This window comes from Roseomonas chloroacetimidivorans (assembly GCF_049629625.1).
GTDB lineage: Bacteria > Pseudomonadota > Alphaproteobacteria > Acetobacterales > Acetobacteraceae > Roseomonas > Roseomonas chloroacetimidivorans.
Map to the genome: position 1 here is coordinate 17,064 of NZ_JBNBZS010000015.1, position 15,890 is coordinate 32,953.

Genomic DNA, 15,890 nt, shown 5'->3' on the forward strand with positions numbered 1-15,890 from the left:
GGGTCGTCTCCGTTAGCAGAACTCGCCCGCACGACAAATGGGGCTGGCGCCAAGATGGGGCGCCCTATGGTGGGATGGAAGCGGGCCGGAGGGAAGCGGCGTTACGCGGCCGGATCGCGCGCGGGTTCAACCGGCGCCTCGGGCGGGGCCTGCGCGGGTTGGGGGAAAGGCAGCCCCGGCTCGGGCATCAGTTCCTCCCGCTTGGGCAGATCGCGCAGCGAGGCGAGCCCGAATTGCTCCAGGAATTTCGAGGTGGTCGCCCAAAGGGTCGGCCGGCCCGGCGCCTCCTTCTTCCCGCGCGGGGCGATCAGGCCGTTCTCCAGCAGCGTCTCCAGCGTGTTCTGGGAAAGCGCGGTGCCGCGAATCTCCTCTATCTCGGCGCGGGTGACGGGCTGGTGCCAGGCGATGATGGCCAGGGCCTCCATGGCCACGCGCGGCAGGCGGCGCGGCACCTCCACCACCCTGGTCAGGACCGCGGCGAGATCCGGAGCGGTCCGGAAGGCATAGCCCCCCGCCACAGAGACGAGGTTGACCCCCCTGCCCTCATAGGCCTGGGCCAGCGAGGCCAGGACCGCTGACGCGCTCATTCCTTCCGGCAGCAGCGGGGCCAGACGAGCCGCCGTGACCGGGGTGGCGGAGGCAAAAACCAGCGCCTCGGCGATCCGAAGTGCCTCTGGCGAGGGCAGTGCCTCTGCGGCCACAACTGGCACGCTTCCCGTGGGCTCCACCTGAGCGGAGGCAGGTTCGGAGAGTTGAGGTTCCGCTGGCGCAGTCTCGGCAGGGTCGGCCTCGCCGGGCGGGCCGTCCGGCTCTTCCGGAGATGAGGCCGGGACTGGCTCGGCGGGGGAAGCGGATTCGGGCGTGGTCACCGGATCAGGGGGTGCGCCCTCTTCCTCAGGGGGAAGCAGCCCCTCCGGTGCGTCGGGGTCAGGCGGCGTCGGCATTACAAGTCTCGGTCGAAGTACGTAGCAGGATCGGAGCGAAGGGGGCATCCTGGCGCAGCTCGGCCAGGCCGGTCTTTGCCATCTCCAGCCCGGCGACGAGCGTGCTGGCGAGGGCCGCGCGCCGTTCGGTCGGATCCATCTCCGCCTCCGGCAGGAAGCCGGACAACTCGGCCCAGCCGGGCACGTTGCCGACCAGCTTACGAAGGCGCTCCAGCGCGTCCTGTACCGTCCAGATCTTCCGCGGGCGCGGGCGATAGGGCCGGCGGGCCGCCGCGCGGCGCAACACGTCGGCATAGGCCCGCAGCAGGCTCGGCAAGTCAGCGGCCAGGGCCGAGCGGTCCTCCAGCACCAGGTTCTCCGGCGCACCACGGGCCATCACGTCGCGGCCAAGGAAGGGCCGCTGCCCCAGCCAGGCGGCTGCCTCGCGCATCCGCTCCAGTTCCCGGAGCCGATCTGCCAGCGCCTCGGCGAGGGACTCGGCGTCCTCCTCCGCCTCAGGATCGTCCGGCAGCAGCAGGCGGGATTTCAGCCAGGCAAGCCAGGCGGCCATGACCAGCCAGTCCGCGGCCAGTTCCAGCCGTACGCGGCGCGCGCCCTCGATCACCGCGAGATACTGGTCCACCAGGGAGAGGATGGAGATCTTCGCGATATCCACCTTCTGCGCGCGGGCGAGGTCCAGCAGCAGATCGAGCGGCCCCTCAAAGCCGTCCAGCGTCACCACCAGGGCTGGTTCAGCCGTGCTCAAAGGTCGTGGCCCGTGAGGGTGAGGATGAGCTGTGCGAGCGGGAAGACAACGGTCCGCACCAGCCAACGGACGGGATCCGTCCCCGGGACCGCCAGGGGCAGGATGAAGAGCATGCCCAGCACGATGAAGAGCCCGGCCCTTTCGAGGCGGAGGAAGGGAATGCCGAGTTCCGGCGGCAACAGCCCGCCCAGGATGCGTCCGCCATCCAGCGGTGGGATGGGGATCATGTTGAAGGCGCCGAGAACGAGATTCCCGATCAGGGAAAGGAGCAGGAAGTTCCCCACCCAGTCCATGACATTGTCCTGCCCGACTCCCTGGAAGGGATGCAGCAGGATGGAAGCCGCGATGGCCAGGGCCAGGTTCATGGCCGGGCCAGCCGCCGCCACCAGCACCATGCCGTAGCGAGGATTGCGCAGCGCCATGACATTCACCGGCACCGGCTTCGCCCAGCCGAACAGCACATCCACCCGGCCGGAGAGCAAGAGCTGCGACACCACCAGCAGCCCCGGGATCAGCAGCGTGCCCACGGGATCGACATGGCGCAGCGGGTTCAGCGAGAGGCGGCCGAGACGCGCTGCGGTGTCGTCGCCGAGGGCGCGGGCGGCGTAGCCATGTGCCGCCTCGTGCAGGGTGATCGCCAGGATCGCGGCGAGGGCCGCGGCGGCGAAATCCGGGAGCCATTCCATCGGCGCGTCAGGCGTCGGTCAGCGCGTGCGGGGCACGGGCGGAGGGGCGCGCCGAGGCGGCGGCCATCGCGGCCGGTCTCGCCGCCTGCATGGCCGCCCGGGCGGCCACGAGCCGCTCCCTGGCGCGCTCCGCCAGTGGCGGGCAGTCGCGGAGCAGCGCGGCGGTATCGGCCGCAACACCGTTGCAGTGCAGAACCAGGTCGCAGCCCGCGGCCAGCGAGGCCTCGGCCAGGTTACCCGGGATGGCGGCCAGGGCGCCCATGGTCAGATCATCCGAGACCAGCACGCCGTCGAAGCCGATCTCGCCGCGGATGGTACCCTCGATCAGGCGTGGGGAGAGGGTGGCGGGAAGGTCCGCGTCCAGCGCGGCATAGGTGATGTGCGCCGTCATCGCCCAGAGATGGCGGCCGGCATTCCGGGCGCAAACGGCGCGGAACGGGGCGATGTCGGCGGCCAGGGTTTGGGCATCCGCCTCCACCCGCGGCAGGGCTTCGTGGCTGTCAGCCGTCGCGCGACCATGGCCGGGAATGTGCTTGATCACTGGGATGCACCCCGCGGCCATCAGCCCCTCGATCCAGGCTTCGCCCAGGCGGGCGACTTCCTCCGGACTGGCGGAAAAGGCCCGGTCACCGATCACGTCATGCGCGCCGGGCAGGCGCAGGTCGAGGACCGGCGCACACACCACGTCCAGCCCCATGGCGGCACATTCGGCTCCCAGCAGGGCGGCGTTCGCGGCAGCGCGGGCGGAGGGCGCCTGTTCGAAGACGCTGGCCGGGGGGAAGGCGGGCCAATGTGGCGGCCGCAGCCGGGCCACGCGGCCGCCCTCCTGATCGACCAGGATTGGTGCCTCCTCGCCCAGCTCCTCCCGGATTGCGGCGGTCAGGGCGCGGAGTTGGTCCGGGCTCTCCACATTCCTGCGGAACAGGATCACCCCGGCCGGCGGAGTGGCGCGCAAGATGGCCACCTCCTCCGCCGTGATGGCGAGGCCGGACAGGCCGGTGACGGCGGCGCGCACGGTCATCCGCCGATCACGGCGCATGGCGCGCTCTTCGCCTTTGCGGCCTCACAGAGTTCCCGGGCTGCCGCGGCATCCGGCAGGCCCCCGGTGCGGATCCGCCACATCGGCGGCTGATCGCCGCGATCGACCTTCGTGAAATGCGGCTGGCGGCCGGACAGCTCCGGGATACGGCCCTGAAGGCGGGCCCACTCGCCGCGTGCCGCCTCCTCCGAGCCCACGGCGCCGAGCTGCACGATGAAGCGGCCGGTGCGGACCGGCGTGCTGGCTGGCATGGGCGGCGGGGTGATCGCGGGTACCTGCGGCTCGGGCTGGGCCACTGCCTGCTGGGCCTGTTGCTGCTGGGCTGGCTGCGTGGGCGCGGAAACCGGGGCGGCCGGATGCGCGGCCTGCGGGCCGAAGCTGGGATTGGCCAGCGGCGGCCGGGCCGGCGGCGTGTCCGGCTGAACCGGCGCCTGCGCGGCTGCTTGGCTGGCCTGGGCTCGCTGCTGGGCACGGGCCGCTGCCTGTCGTAGCGCCTCCAAATCCGGGCTCTCGGGCTCCGGCGTCAGCCGGGCCTGTCCGGTGGCGACGCCGCCCGTACCACGCCGCGAGCGGTCGAAGATCCGCTCATCCTGGTTCGCGACGCGCAACCCGCCGGGATCCTCCGGCTTCACGCGGATCGGGCGCTCATCAGCCTCGATGGTCGGAACCTCGCGGTTCACCGCGCGCGCAATACCCCAGACCACCGCGCCGCCAGCCCCCGCCGCGCCGATGATCGCGCCCGCCATGGCAACCATGCGCCATGGCACCTGGAAGCCCGCCCGCTGCGGACGAACCCGATAGCTCGGAACCGTGAAATCGCTCACCGCATCTCCTCGACGGGTGTCACCCCCATGACCGCGAGACCTGAGCGGATCACCGTAGCCGTCGCCGTGACGAGGGCCAGCCTCGCGCGCGTGGCCTCCGGCTCATCCTCCCGGATGAACCGCAAGGTGGTGTCCTCTCTCCCCCGGTTCCACAGTAGATGAAAGTCAGCGGCCAAGTCATGGAGAAAGAAGGCGATCCGGTGCGGCTCCCGTGCCAGGGCCGCCGCTTCCACCGTGCGCGGCCAAGCCGTCAGGCGGCGGATCAGCGCCATCTCCGCCGGATCCGAAAGGGACTCGAGCGGTGCCTGAGCCAGATCGGCGGGCGCGGGATCCTCGACCTGACGCAGCACGCTGCGGCAGCGCGCATGGGCGTATTGCACGTAGAAGACCGGGTTGTCGCGTGACTGCTGCACGACGGCATCCAGGTCGAATTCCATCTGCGCATCGGCTTTGCGCGTCAGCATGGTGAAGCGCACGGCGTCGCGCCCGACCTCGTCGATCAGGTCGCGCAAGGTGACATAGGTGCCGGCGCGCTTGGACATGCGCACGGGCTGCCCGCCCTTCACCACCTTTACGATCTGCGTCAGCACAACATCGAAGGAGACGGGCTTGTCGGCGGAGAGCGCGGCGACGGCGGCCTTCATGCGCGGCACATAGCCACCATGATCGGCGCCCCAGACCTGCACCAGCTCGTCGAAGCCGCGCGCGATCTTATCCGCGTGGTTGCCAATGTCATTGGCGAAATAGGTGTTCGTGCCGTCGCTCTTGCGCAGCGGGCGGTCCACATCGTCGCCGAATTCAGTGGAGCGGAACAGGGTCTGCTCGCGGGGCTCCCAGTCATCCGGCAGCTTGCCCTTGGGCGGCTCCAGCACGCCTTCATAGACCAGGCCGCGCGCTGCAAGCTCGGCAATGGCACGATCGGCCGCGCCGTTCTTCACCAGCTCCGCCTCGCTGATGAACACGTCGTGCCGCACGCCCAAAGCCGCGAGATCTTCGCGGATCTCGGCCATCATCGCGCCGACTGTGAAGTTGCGCACGGTGTCGAGCCAGAGCGATGAGTCTGCGGGGCACGCGCCCGGCGCGAGGGAGTCGCCGTATTCCGCCTTCAGCGCCTCGCCCACGGGGATCAGGTAATCGCCGCGATATTGCAGCCCGCCGGGAATCCCGGCCGCGAACTCGTCTTCGGTCAGCGTGGTACCGAGTGCCTGGAGGTAGCGCCAATAGGCTGCCCAGGCGAGTGCCTGCACCTGAGCGCCGGCGTCGTTGATGTAGTACTCCTTCGTTACCGCCCAGCCAGCCTTGGTCAGCAGATTAGCGAGCGCATCGCCCACTACAGCGCCGCGGCAATGGCCAACATGCATCGGACCCGTCGGGTTGGCGGAGACGTATTCGACATCCACCTTGCGTCCGCCGCCGGTCTGGCCGTCGCCATAGGATTCGCCGGCGCGTAGGATGACCGGAAGCTGCGCGCGCAGCAGCGACTCTTCCAGCCGCAGATTGACGAAGCCTGGCCCGGCGGGCGCCGCAGCCGCGATGCCCTCCCGCGCCGCCAGACGTTCCGCCAGCGCCTGCGCCACCTTCTGCGGCGGCTGGCGCGCGGGCTTGGCCACGACCAGCGCGGCATTCGTCGCCATGTCGCCATGCGAGGGATCGCGCGGCGGCTCCACGAGCACGCGGCCCAGGGACTCCTCCGGCAGTTCCGGAAGGATGGCGCGTAGCTCGGCCACGACCGCGTCGCGGATCGTGCGGAAAATATCGTCGGTCATGGTGCAATCAGCCGGGAATGTGGGGGTCCGTCAGGCGACGGTGCTCTTCTAGGGCGAACTTGTCGGTCATGCCGGCCAGCCAGTCGCAGACGGCGCGGGCGGCGCTGGCCGAGCCCGCCTCCCCCGCGCGCGCGGCCCAGACAGGTGGCAGCATGTCGGGCTGGCCATGCAGCAGGGAGAACATGACCTGCAGCACGCGCTTGGATTTCAGCGTGGTGCGGTTGACGCGCCAGTGGCGGTACATCCGGCCGAACAGGAACTCGCGCGTCTCCTGGTTCAGGGCGCGCATCCGGTCGGAGAAGAAGACGACCGGCCGGTCCGCGTTGCGGATATCCGTGACATCGCGCGGCCTCAGCGCGGCGATGCGGCGGCGCGCCTCCTCGATCACATCGATGATCATGAGGTTGATCACGCGGCGGATGATTTCGCTTGCCATGCGGTCTGGCGGCGTGTCCGCCGGGATCGCCTCCATGGCCTGGTCGCGCGCCATGGCGATCAGCGGCAGGCGGCAGACCTCTTCCAGCGTGAAAAGCCCGGCGCGCAGCCCGTCATCCAGGTCGTGGTTGTTATAGGCGATGTCGTCCGCGATCGCCGCCGCCTGCGCCTCTGCGCTGGCGTGGCAGTGCAGCTCCAGGTCGTATTTCGCCGAGTACTCGGCGATGTAGTGCGGCGGGCGGCGCAACGGGCCGTTATGCTTGGCCAGGCCCTCCAGCGTCTCCCAGGTCAGGTTAAGCCCGTCGAAACCGGCATAGCGCTGCTCCAGCAGGGTCACCGCCTTCAGGGACTGGGCATTGTGGTCATAGCCGCCCCAGTTCCGCATCACGCCATTCAGCGCTTCCTCCCCGGCATGGCCGAAGGGGGGATGGCCTAGGTCATGAGCCAGGGCGAGGGCCTCGGCCAGGTCCTCATCCAGATGCAGCTCCCGGGCGATCGAGCGGGCGATCTGCGCAACCTCGATCGAATGGGTCAGCCGGGTGCGGAAGGCGTCGCCCTCATGAAAGACGAAAACCTGGGTCTTGTATTGCAGCCGCCGGAAGGCGGTGGAGTGGATGATCCGGTCCCGGTCCCGCTGGTAGGGGGAGCGCCCGCTGCCCGAATCGTCAGGATAGAGCCGCCCGCGGGTGCGGCCCGGCTGGACCGCCCAGGGCGCCCGGTCGGAGGGCGCGCGCACGGCATCATCCCCCGCAGCCATCGGGGGCAGGCCTTCCGGCGCGGCAGGGGTGGCGGAATTATCCATGGCTCGTCGGGGCCGTAGCACCCGGCCTGCGGCAGCGGCAAGGCTGGCGCGCGTTGGAGAATGCGCGGCCGCGCCCTATCTTGGGTGCAAATCATTCATCGGCGCGATTCACCAGCGCGCCCGGCCGACGAGGTTCCCCCAATGCCCGATGGCAGTCCCCCTCTTGCCCCCTTCTCCGTCACCCCGGCCGCCCTGGCCCAGGTGGCCGAGATCGCGGCCGCCCAGGGCCGCCCGCAGGCCGGATTGCGGCTGGCCGTGGAGGCCGGCGGCTGTTCGGGCTTCCAGTACAAGTTCGACCTGGCCGACACGCCCGAGCCCGATGATCTGGTGGTAGAGGGGCGCGTCTTCATCGATCCCGTCTCGCTAGACCTATTGCGGGGCGCGGTGCTGGACTGGGCGGATGAGCTGATCGGGGCGCATTTCACGGTGAAGAACCCGGTGGCGGTGTCCGGCTGCGGCTGCGGCGTCTCCTTCTCGGTCGGCTGATCCTGTCCTTGCGCCTCTGCACCTTCAATGTGAACTCGGCCCGCAAGCGGATGCCGCATCTGCGGCGCCTGATCGAGCGGCATTCGCCGGACCTCGTCTTCCTCCAGGAGCTAAAATGCCGGACGGAGGAATTCCCTGGCATGGAAGTGGCGGATCTCGGCTACCGCTTCCACGCCGTGGGCCAGCCGGGCGGCCGGAACGGGGTGGCGGTGGTGTCCCGCATCCCCTTTGAGGTGGTGGACGAGGTCCTGCCAGACGGGGTTGAGGATACCCATGCCCGCTTCGTCGAGGTGCGGGCGGCCGGGATGCACATCGCCGGCATCTACCTGCCCAATGGCAATTCGGGCGGGGCCGAGGGCTATGCCTATAAGCTGGCCTGGATGGAGCGCCTGCGCGCCCGGGTGGCGGAGCGGCTGGCCGGGTTCATTCCCTATGCCGTGCTGGGCGACTTCAATGTCTGCCCGACAGATGCTGATCTCTCTCCCGGAGCACTGCCTCCGACCGATGCCCTGGTCCGCCCGGAAAGCCGCGCCGCCTTCCGCGCCATCACCCATCTCGGCATGACCGACGCGCTGCGCGCCCTCCATCCAAGGGACGCGCCCTGGACCTATTGGGATTACGGCTCCTCCTTCGAGGCCAATCGCGGGCTGCGCATCGACCATGCCCTGCTCAGCGCCGAACTGGCGGAGCGGCTGACGGGTGCGGCCGTGGACGTGGTTGCACGGTCGGAGGAGAGCCCCTCGGACCACGCGCCGGTTCTGTTCGACCTGGCGGACTAGGAAAAGCGGGCGGCGGGAGAGCCCTCCCCGACCCGGCTCCCCTCAGCACCTCTTGCCCGTCAGCGCCTCTTGTAGGTGATCACCAGCACGTCCCGGTGCCCGGGCAGGGCCGGATCGATCGGATGGATGGGCGTGGTTCCGTGCTTCACGCGCCTGTCGTTCAGCAGCACGGCCTCGCAGGGGTCGTGCAGGGTGAAGCTGGCCGCCTCACGCCCGTCGATCTCGATACCCGTGACGCCGCCCTCTACATTCTCGCGTCCGATCAGCATCACGATGACGAAGTCGACGCCGTCGGTGTGCATCCCCTCCGGGGTGGGCTTGCCGGCCTCGCCGGGGCGCGCCTCGATCCGGAACTGGTGAACCTCGATGTGCCAGGCGGTGTCGGGGGAGAGCTGGTCGAAAACTTTCCGCGCCCCCTCCATGACGGCACGGAGCGCGGGCCCCTCGCCGATCTCGGAGGTGACAGGCTCGAACCAGCGCTCAATGCCGCCATTCAGGTGATTGTACTCCAGCCCCTGGTAGTGCGGCTGCTGCGGACCGCGGGTGGCCGGGCGGCCGGGCATGGCGGCATAGGTGGCGTGACGGCGAAGGCGGTAGCGGCCACCGTCGCGCATGAAGCCATCCGGCCGCAGGTCGTTCCAGCTGGCGGCGAAGCGCTCCCAGGCATGGCCGGACAGGGCCGCGCCGGCGGGATCAAAGAGACGGCGGACCGCCTCTCCGGGTAGGGGCACATAGCCGGCTGCAGCGATGGCCGAGGCGGGATCGCTCATGACCGGGCCGTCTCCATCACCTGCCGCATGCGAGCGACGGCGGGGCCGAGCCCATCGAACAGCGCCTGCCCCATGAGAAAATGGCCGATATTCAGCTCGACCACTTCGGGGATCGCGGCCAGCAGCGGGGCGGTCTCGTAATCCAGCCCATGGCCGGCATGACATCCCAGCCCTCTCGCAACGACGAGGCCGGCGGCCTGCTTCAGCCGAGCCAGCTCCCGGTCCCGCGCCGGGCCGGGCGCCGCCTCGCAGAAGGTGCCCGTGTGAAGCTCCACCGCCTTGGCACCGAGGCGGACAGCCGCCTCCACCTGCACCGGCTCGGGATCGAGAAAGAGCGAAACCCGGATGCCGGCGCCGACCAGGGCTGCGATGACGGGGCCCAGCGTTTCCATCTGCCCGGCTGCGTCCAGCCCACCCTCGGTGGTCAGCTCCGCGCGGCGCTCCGGAACGAGGCAGCAGGCATGGGGACGCAGCGCGAGGGCGATCGCCTGCATCTCGGCCGTCGCCGCCATTTCCAGGTTGATCGGGGCGGAGATGGCCGCCTTCATCGCCGTGCAATCCGCATCGCGAATGTGCCGGCGATCCTCGCGCAAATGGATCGTGATGCTGTCGGCGCCATTCGCCAGGGCCAGGCGCGCCGCCGCCACCGGATCGGGATGAACACCCCCGCGCGCGTTGCGCAGGGTGGCCACGTGATCAACATTCACGCCGAGCCGGATGGGCGTCATGCGGCGTTTTCCTTCCTGGGCCGGCGAGCGGCCATCTCGGCCGCGAGGCGAAGGGCGGCGATCAGGCTGCCCGGGTCGGCGATTCCCTGCCCCGCGATGCCGAAGGCCGTTCCGTGGTCGGGCGAGGTGCGGATGATGGGCAGGCCGAGCGTGACATTCACACCGCCATCCATGTCCAGCGTCTTGATCGGGATCAGCGCCTGATCATGATAGAGGCAGAGGGCAGCGTCATAAGTCTCGCGCGCGCGGGCGGTGAACATGGTATCCGGGGGCAGCGGGCCGAAGGCCTCCACGCCCTGGGCGCGTAGCGCCTCGATGGCCGGGAGGACGAGGCGGGGTTCCTCATCCCCCATGGCGCCCTCCTCCCCCGCATGCGGGTTGAGTCCAGCCACGGCGATACGCGGCGACGCGATCCCGAAGCCGTCCCGCAACCCCCGCGCCAAGGCAAGGCCAGTGCGGACGATCTCCGCCGTGCTGAGCATATCCAGCGCGCGGCGAAGCGAGACATGGATGGTGACAGGCACGACCCGCAGCATGGGCGAGGCGAGCAGCATCACCGGCGGCTCCGCCGTGCCGGTCAGCGCGCCCAGGAACTCTGTGTGACCGGGAAAGGCGAAGCCTGTGCGGTAAAGCGTCGCCTTGCTGATGGGGTTGGTGACCACGCCCCCGGCCCGGCCTGCCTGGGCCAGGGCCACCGCCCGCTCGATCGAGCCAAGCACGGCCGGGGCATTCAGCGGGTCAGGCTGGCCGGAGATGCTGGGCGCAGGCAGCCTGATGGTCATCACGGGAAGCCGTTCCGCAAAGACCTCGGCCGCCTCTTCCGGTCCGGCGACCGGAGCGACCGGTATTTCCCAGCCTAGCCGGGCGGCCAGAGCCTCCAGGCGGCCAGGATCGTCGAGCGCGACAAAGGCGGGGCCATCCCGCCGTAGCCGCGCCCAGGCCGCCAGGGTGAGTTCCCCGCCGATGCCGGCGGGGTCTCCCATGGTCAGCGCGAGGGGCAGCGCATTGCTCATGCCGGGAAGGGTGGCATGGGCATGATCCGCGCCGCATCCCGTGCGCGGATCATGGCTGCCCCGTCCTGCTCAGATGTCGGCGTAGACATGCGTCTCGGCGGCGCCACCCGGATGGGTGACGGCACCGAGATTGGCCGGGCCGACGAGCTGCGCATACTTCCACAGCGCGCCGGAATTGTAGTCGGTACCGCGCGGCTTCCAGGCGGCCTTGCGCTTCGCCATCTCCTCCTCGGAGATGTCGACATCGATCGTGCCCTTGGCGGCGTCGATGATGATACGGTCGCCGTTCTGGAGCAGGGCGATGGGACCGCCCACGGCGGCCTCCGGCCCGACATGGCCGATGCAGAAGCCGCGGGTGCCGCCGGAGAAGCGGCCGTCGGTGATCAGCGCAACCTCGCTGCCCATGCCCTGGCCGTAAAGCGCGGCCGTGGTGGAGAGCATCTCGCGCATGCCCGGACCGCCCTTCGGACCCTCATAGCGGATGATGATCACATCGCCCTTCTTGTAGGCGCGCTGCTCCACCGCCGCGAAGGCGTCCTCCTCGCAGTCGAAGCACAGCGCCGTACCCTCGAAGCGCAGCTCCTTCAGCCCCGCGATCTTCACGATGGCGCCGTCCGGGGCCAAGTTGCCCTTCAGCCCGACCACGCCGCCGGTCGGGGCGATGGGGTTGGAAACGGGGCGGATCACGTCCTGATCCTTGGGGAAGATCACCTCACGGTGGTTCTCCGCCAGGCTTTTGCCGGTGACGGTCAGGCAGTCGCCATGCAGCAGCCCGGCATCGAGCAGCGCCTTCACGATCACCGGGATGCCGCCGATCTTGTAGACGTCAAAGGCCACATAGCGGCCGCCCGGCTTCAGGTCGCCGATATAGGGCGCCTTGCGCATGATCTCGGCCACGTCCTGCAGCGTGAACTTGATCCCGGCCTCATGCGCCATGGCGGGCAGGTGCAGGGCAGCATTGGTGGAGCCGCCGGTGGCACCGACGATCAGCGCCGCGTTATAGAGCGATTCCTTGGTGACGATGTCGCGCGGGCGGATGTTCTTCTTCAGCAGGTCCATCACGGCCTTGCCGGACTCCACCGCCCACTTGTCGCGGTCCTCATAGGGCGCGGGGGCTCCGGCGGAGCCGGGCAGCGCGAGGCCGATCGCCTCGGACACAGTCGCCATGGTGTTGGCGGTGAACTGGCCGCCGCAGGCGCCGGCGCTGGGGCAGGCCACGCATTCCAGCTCGTGCAGGTCTTCGTCGGACATGTTGCCAGCGGCGTGCTGGCCCACGGCCTCGAACACATCCACCACCGTCACATCCCGGCCCTGGAACTTACCGGGCAGGATGGAGCCGCCATACATGAACACGCTGGGCACGTTCAGGCGCAGCATGGCCATCATCATTCCGGGCAGAGACTTGTCGCAGCCGGCTAGGCCCACCATCGCGTCGTAGCAATGGCCACGCATGGTCAGTTCCACCGTGTCCGCGATGGCATCGCGGCTGGCCAGCGAAGCCTTCATGCCCTGGTGGCCCATGGCGATGCCGTCGGTCACCGTGATGGTGGTGAATTCGCGCGGGCTGCCATGCGCCTGCTTCACCCCGGTCTTCACGCTCTGTGCCTGACGGTTCAGGGCGATGTTGCAGGGGGCGGCCTCGTTCCAGCAGGTCGCCACGCCGACCAGCGGCTGGGCGATCTCCTCCTCGGTCATCCCCATCGCGTAGTAGTAGCTGCGGTGCGGGGCACGCTCGGGGCCCACGGTCACATGGCGGCTGGGCAGGCGGGACTTGTCCCAGGTGTTGTCCGGCATCGGCATTTTCCTCTCGCGGGGCCGGTGTATCGCGCAACAAAGCAACCGGAGCAACGCGGCCGGACGCAATGCAGGGCCACGCGATCCGCCACCCCGGCGGTGCAAGAGCCTCCAGCGACACGCGCATGTCAACGCCGCTTTCGTGCCGACGCCGTATTATTCGGGCGCCGCCCGCCAAGGGGCGGAACCTTGCGCGGGAGATCGTCATGCGGGCCCGATCCCTCCTCCCTGCCCTCCTCCTGGCCGGACAGCTCGCCGCAACGGCGACACCAGCCTTTGCCCAGCCCGTCGAAGCGGCTGGGCTTGCCGCTGCCCTGCGGGCCGGCGGGCTGGTGCTCTATATGCGCCACCCCGCCACCGAGCCCGGCCAGAACGACGCCGAGGATCTCGACTTCCGGGATTGCGCGACCCAGCGGAACCTCAGTGCCGCCGGCCGCCAAGTGGCTGCGGAGCTCGGCGGAGCCCTCCGCCGGATCGGCGCCCCGGTCCGGCGTGTCATCACCAGCGAATACTGCAGGGCGCGGGAGACCGCAGTGCTGATGGGGCTGCCCTCTGCTGAAGTCGACGGCGCGCTTAACGATGGAGGCCGGATGCTGGCCAAGGGCCCTGGCTCGCCGGCGGCCGAAGCGCTGCGTGCGATGCTCCGGAGCGCTGTCACGGGGGAGATTGTTCTGGTCGTGGCCCACCGGCCCAACCTGGTAGATGCCGCCGGGCCCGCCTTCGCCGACCTGGCCGAGGCCGAGATCGTGGCATTCCGTCCCGTACCGGCCCCGCCCGGCTTCGCGCCGCTGGCGCGCATCCGCCCGGCGGACTGGCCTGGGCTAACTGCAAGCCGCTGACCTCGAGGAGCGGCCGGCCAGAGCCTCTCGCACGCGGCCGGCACTCCACGGATGAGGTCCAGCTCTCGCCGGGCATCGGCCAGGGCGCGGTGCGCCGGATTGGCCGCATGCGCCTCGGCGGCAACCGCCTCCAATACCGAGGCAACCAGGTCGTCATGCACCTCCGGGTCGCACCCCGCTGCGGAAAGGGCGGCGAGCGCCGCATCCCTGCGCGCCTCCTCCGTGTCACGCAGGCGCAAAGCATGGCGGGGCAGGCCGGCGGCCCTCAGCAGCCGGCTGAGCCATTGCCCGTCCCAGGAGGGTGCCGAGGCATAGAGCGCGTGCCCCGTCAGCACCTCAATCATATGCCGGGCCACGCAGTCATGAGGCTCGCCCTCGCGCTCCAGGCGCTCCCGCGGGATGCCATGGATACGCTCGGCGCCTTCGTCCCACTCCTTCCAGCCGGGGGCCGGCCGGATCAGGTGGTTCTCCTCCGCCCCGTCCTCCGCGGCCCAGCCGACCTCGATGGGGAAGCCGCGCTTCCCCAGGCTGCTGGCCTCGAAGTCCAGGACGATGATCACGGGATCAGCGCAGCTTTCCCTCCGCCTGCTCGCGCGCGAGATGGCCATGCAGCCGGGAGTCGCGCATGGAGAGGGCGGAGAGAAGCGACAGGATGGCGAAGCCGGAGACGTACCAGAAGAAGGCGTTCTCCATGTCATGGGACTTGAACCACAGCGCCACGTATTCCGCCGTGCCGCCGAAAAGGCTGTTGGCGATGGCATAGCCCAGCCCCACGCCGAGCGCCCGGATCTCGGCAGGGAAGAGCTCCGCCTTCACCACGCCAGAGATCGACGTGTAGAAGCTGACGACGAACAGTGCGCCGAAGATGATGGCGAAGGCCGCGGTCGAACTCGTCACGCCGGCGAGGCTGCTCAGAAGCGGCACGGTCATGATGGCCACGCCGAGCCCAAAGATGATCAGGCAGGCCCGGCGCCCGATCCGGTCCGACAAGGCGCCGATCACCGGCTGCAGGCACATGTAGCAGAACAGCACGACCGTCATGGTCACGCTCGCGCGCTCCGCGCTGAAGCCGGAGGTGTTGACCAAGAATTTCTGCATGTAGGTCGTGTAGGTATAGAAGGCGAGGCTACCGCCCGCGGTCAGAAGGACCACCTGCAACAATGGCTTCGGGTATTGCAGCAGCAAGCCGATCGTGCCCGTTCCCTTCTTGGCGCGGCTCTCCGCTGTCGTCGTTTCGTGCAGCGCACGGCGGAGGAAAAGAGCGACGATCGCGGCGAGCGCCCCGATGAAGAAGGGGATGCGCCAGGCCCAGGCGCGGATTTCGTCCGGCGTGTAGATGCCCTGCAGAACGACCAATACGAGCAGCGCGAGAAGCTGCCCGCCAATCAGCGTCACATATTGGAAGGAGGAGAAGAAGCCGCGATGCTTCTGCGTCGCCACTTCGCTCATATAGGTGGCGCTGGTGCCGTATTCGCCGCCGACCGAAAGACCCTGGATCAGCCTGGCGACGACCAGCAACACCGGGGCGGCCACGCCGATGGTCGCATAGCTCGGCAACACCGCAATCATCAGCGAGCCGAAGCACATCATCAGCACCGAAATCATCATGGAGCTACGGCGCCCGTAGCGATCCCCGACCATGCCAAAGAGCCAGCCGCCAATGGGGCGCATCAGAAATCCGACCGCGAAGACGGCCGCAGTGTTCAGCAACTGCGTCGTGCGGTCACCCGAGGGAAAGAAGCTCGGCGCGAAATAGAGTGCCGTCGCGGCATAGACGTAGAAATCGTACCACTCCACGAGATTGCCGGAGGAGCCGCCGACAATCGCCCAGACGCGTCGGCGGGTGTCCGCCCGCTCGGCTTGGGAGGTGTGGGCGATCGGATCGGGCATCGAAGCCGCTGGAGCGTCTGTCATAATCTCGCCATGATGCCCGCGCGGGCGCTCTGAGACAGACGCGGCACCCCCGGGCTGGGTTGCAGGGCGCGCAATGCTTCGACAACAGCCCCGCCCCGCGCTTTCCCGTCAAACTGGCTTCCTACGACGCCCCTAGCCTGCGCGGTAGAGCACGTAGCGGTAGACGTAGATGCCCGAGAGAATGACGCTGATCACGGCGCCAATCGTGACCGCCTGGCGGTCGGTGATCGGCGGCTCCCTGTTCAGCATCGGCAGTCGCGACCGGCACCAGAGGATGGGCACGGTCGCGAGCACCGTCAGGGCGAAGAAATCGAAGAACCGCACGC

At 69.3% G+C, this 15,890-nt stretch carries 16 protein-coding genes; 3 read left to right on the forward strand and 13 right to left on the reverse strand.

What is annotated here, in order from left to right; translation table 11 throughout:
• Window positions 1-101: 101 nt before the first annotated feature.
• The 7 genes from scpB to ACO1BU_RS13295 form a co-directional block, all read right to left on the reverse strand.
• Entirely contained in the window at window positions 102-701 is a 600-nt protein-coding gene (gene scpB / locus ACO1BU_RS13265) for an SMC-Scp complex subunit ScpB (RefSeq protein ID WP_424136546.1), read from the reverse strand.
• Window positions 702-927: 226 nt separating this feature from the next.
• On the reverse strand, window positions 928-1,689 hold the full coding sequence (locus tag ACO1BU_RS13270; protein ID WP_424136432.1) for a segregation and condensation protein A: 762 nt from the start codon (window positions 1,687-1,689) through the stop codon (window positions 928-930).
• Window positions 1,686-2,375, reverse strand: coding sequence for a site-2 protease family protein (locus ACO1BU_RS13275; RefSeq protein ID WP_424136433.1), 690 nt, complete (start codon window positions 2,373-2,375; stop codon window positions 1,686-1,688). The genes ACO1BU_RS13270 and ACO1BU_RS13275 overlap by 4 nt, the downstream gene beginning before the upstream one ends.
• A 7-nt stretch (window positions 2,376-2,382) precedes the next feature.
• On the reverse strand, window positions 2,383-3,414 hold the full coding sequence (gene nagZ, locus ACO1BU_RS13280) for a beta-N-acetylhexosaminidase (RefSeq protein WP_424136434.1): 1,032 nt from the start codon (window positions 3,412-3,414) through the stop codon (window positions 2,383-2,385).
• Entirely contained in the window at window positions 3,393-4,238 is an 846-nt protein-coding gene (locus ACO1BU_RS13285) for an SPOR domain-containing protein (protein ID WP_424136435.1), read from the reverse strand. Before ACO1BU_RS13285 ends, nagZ begins: the two co-directional genes overlap by 22 nt.
• On the reverse strand, window positions 4,235-6,004 hold the full coding sequence (argS, locus tag ACO1BU_RS13290; protein ID WP_424136436.1) for an arginine--tRNA ligase: 1,770 nt from the start codon (window positions 6,002-6,004) through the stop codon (window positions 4,235-4,237). The genes ACO1BU_RS13285 and argS overlap by 4 nt, the downstream gene beginning before the upstream one ends.
• Before the next feature lie 7 nt (window positions 6,005-6,011).
• Window positions 6,012-7,196 (reverse strand): deoxyguanosinetriphosphate triphosphohydrolase, encoded by a 1,185-nt coding sequence (locus ACO1BU_RS13295; protein ID WP_424136547.1) that lies wholly within the window; start codon window positions 7,194-7,196, stop codon window positions 6,012-6,014.
• Between the two features lie 186 nt (window positions 7,197-7,382).
• On the opposite strand from ACO1BU_RS13295, the gene ACO1BU_RS13300 reads away from it, so the two are divergent.
• Together ACO1BU_RS13300 and ACO1BU_RS13305 are read left to right on the forward strand one after the other, a co-directional pair.
• A complete protein-coding gene (locus ACO1BU_RS13300; RefSeq protein ID WP_424136437.1) occupies window positions 7,383-7,727 on the forward strand; it encodes a HesB/IscA family protein in 345 nt (114 codons plus the stop codon).
• 8 nt (window positions 7,728-7,735) lie between these two features.
• Entirely contained in the window at window positions 7,736-8,506 is a 771-nt protein-coding gene (locus tag ACO1BU_RS13305; protein ID WP_424136438.1) for an exodeoxyribonuclease III, read from the forward strand.
• A 59-nt stretch (window positions 8,507-8,565) separates the two neighbouring features.
• On the opposite strand, the gene ACO1BU_RS13310 is transcribed toward ACO1BU_RS13305, so the two are convergent.
• From ACO1BU_RS13310 to ilvD, 4 genes are all read right to left on the reverse strand, one after another.
• Window positions 8,566-9,276, reverse strand: coding sequence for a 2OG-Fe dioxygenase family protein (locus ACO1BU_RS13310; RefSeq protein WP_424136439.1), 711 nt, complete (start codon window positions 9,274-9,276; stop codon window positions 8,566-8,568).
• Complete coding sequence (locus ACO1BU_RS13315) at window positions 9,273-10,004, reverse strand: pyridoxine 5'-phosphate synthase (protein ID WP_424136440.1); 732 nt, start codon at window positions 10,002-10,004, stop codon at window positions 9,273-9,275. The genes ACO1BU_RS13310 and ACO1BU_RS13315 overlap by 4 nt, the downstream gene beginning before the upstream one ends.
• The gene (pdxA, locus tag ACO1BU_RS13320) at window positions 10,001-11,017 is read right to left on the reverse strand and encodes a 4-hydroxythreonine-4-phosphate dehydrogenase PdxA (RefSeq protein WP_424136441.1); all 1,017 of its coding nucleotides are present in this window, start codon (window positions 11,015-11,017) and stop codon (window positions 10,001-10,003) included. The genes ACO1BU_RS13315 and pdxA overlap by 4 nt, the downstream gene beginning before the upstream one ends.
• A gap of 69 nt (window positions 11,018-11,086) precedes the next feature.
• On the reverse strand, window positions 11,087-12,811 hold the full coding sequence (gene ilvD, locus ACO1BU_RS13325; RefSeq protein ID WP_424136442.1) for a dihydroxy-acid dehydratase: 1,725 nt from the start codon (window positions 12,809-12,811) through the stop codon (window positions 11,087-11,089).
• Window positions 12,812-13,017: 206 nt separating this feature from the next.
• On the opposite strand from ilvD, the gene ACO1BU_RS13330 reads away from it, so the two are divergent.
• Entirely contained in the window at window positions 13,018-13,650 is a 633-nt protein-coding gene (locus ACO1BU_RS13330) for a histidine phosphatase family protein (protein WP_424136443.1), read from the forward strand.
• Between the two features lie 564 nt (window positions 13,651-14,214).
• Here ACO1BU_RS13330 and ACO1BU_RS13335 read toward each other — a convergent pair.
• Together ACO1BU_RS13335 and ACO1BU_RS13340 are read right to left on the reverse strand one after the other, a co-directional pair.
• Window positions 14,215-15,540: an MFS family transporter gene (locus ACO1BU_RS13335; RefSeq protein ID WP_424136444.1), complete on the reverse strand. Its 1,326-nt coding sequence runs from the start codon at window positions 15,538-15,540 to the stop codon at window positions 14,215-14,217.
• Window positions 15,541-15,696: 156 nt separating this feature from the next.
• Window positions 15,697-15,888, reverse strand: coding sequence for a hypothetical protein (locus tag ACO1BU_RS13340; protein ID WP_424136445.1), 192 nt, complete (start codon window positions 15,886-15,888; stop codon window positions 15,697-15,699).
• Window positions 15,889-15,890: the final 2 nt, after the last annotated feature.

Bases quoted from the DNA above. Each gene is read 5' to 3' on its own strand.
- ACO1BU_RS13300 (WP_424136437.1), top strand. From the start codon at position 7,383: ATGCCCGATGGCAGTCCCCCTCTTGCCCCCTTCTCCGTCACCCCGGCC.
- ilvD (WP_424136442.1), bottom strand. From the start codon at position 12,811: ATGCCGGACAACACCTGGGACAAGTCCCGCCTGCCCAGCCGCCATGTG.
- ACO1BU_RS13295 (WP_424136547.1), bottom strand. From the start codon at position 7,196: ATGGCTGCGGGGGATGATGCCGTGCGCGCGCCCTCCGACCGGGCGCCC.
- ACO1BU_RS13315 (WP_424136440.1), bottom strand. From the start codon at position 10,004: ATGACGCCCATCCGGCTCGGCGTGAATGTTGATCACGTGGCCACCCTG.
- ACO1BU_RS13310 (WP_424136439.1), bottom strand. From the start codon at position 9,276: ATGAGCGATCCCGCCTCGGCCATCGCTGCAGCCGGCTATGTGCCCCTA.
- ACO1BU_RS13275 (WP_424136433.1), bottom strand. From the start codon at position 2,375: ATGGAATGGCTCCCGGATTTCGCCGCCGCGGCCCTCGCCGCGATCCTG.
- ACO1BU_RS13330 (WP_424136443.1), top strand. From the start codon at position 13,018: ATGCGGGCCCGATCCCTCCTCCCTGCCCTCCTCCTGGCCGGACAGCTC.
- ACO1BU_RS13335 (WP_424136444.1), bottom strand. From the start codon at position 15,540: ATGCCCGATCCGATCGCCCACACCTCCCAAGCCGAGCGGGCGGACACC.
- argS (WP_424136436.1), bottom strand. From the start codon at position 6,004: ATGACCGACGATATTTTCCGCACGATCCGCGACGCGGTCGTGGCCGAG.
- nagZ (WP_424136434.1), bottom strand. From the start codon at position 3,414: ATGCGCCGTGATCGGCGGATGACCGTGCGCGCCGCCGTCACCGGCCTG.
- pdxA (WP_424136441.1), bottom strand. From the start codon at position 11,017: ATGAGCAATGCGCTGCCCCTCGCGCTGACCATGGGAGACCCCGCCGGC.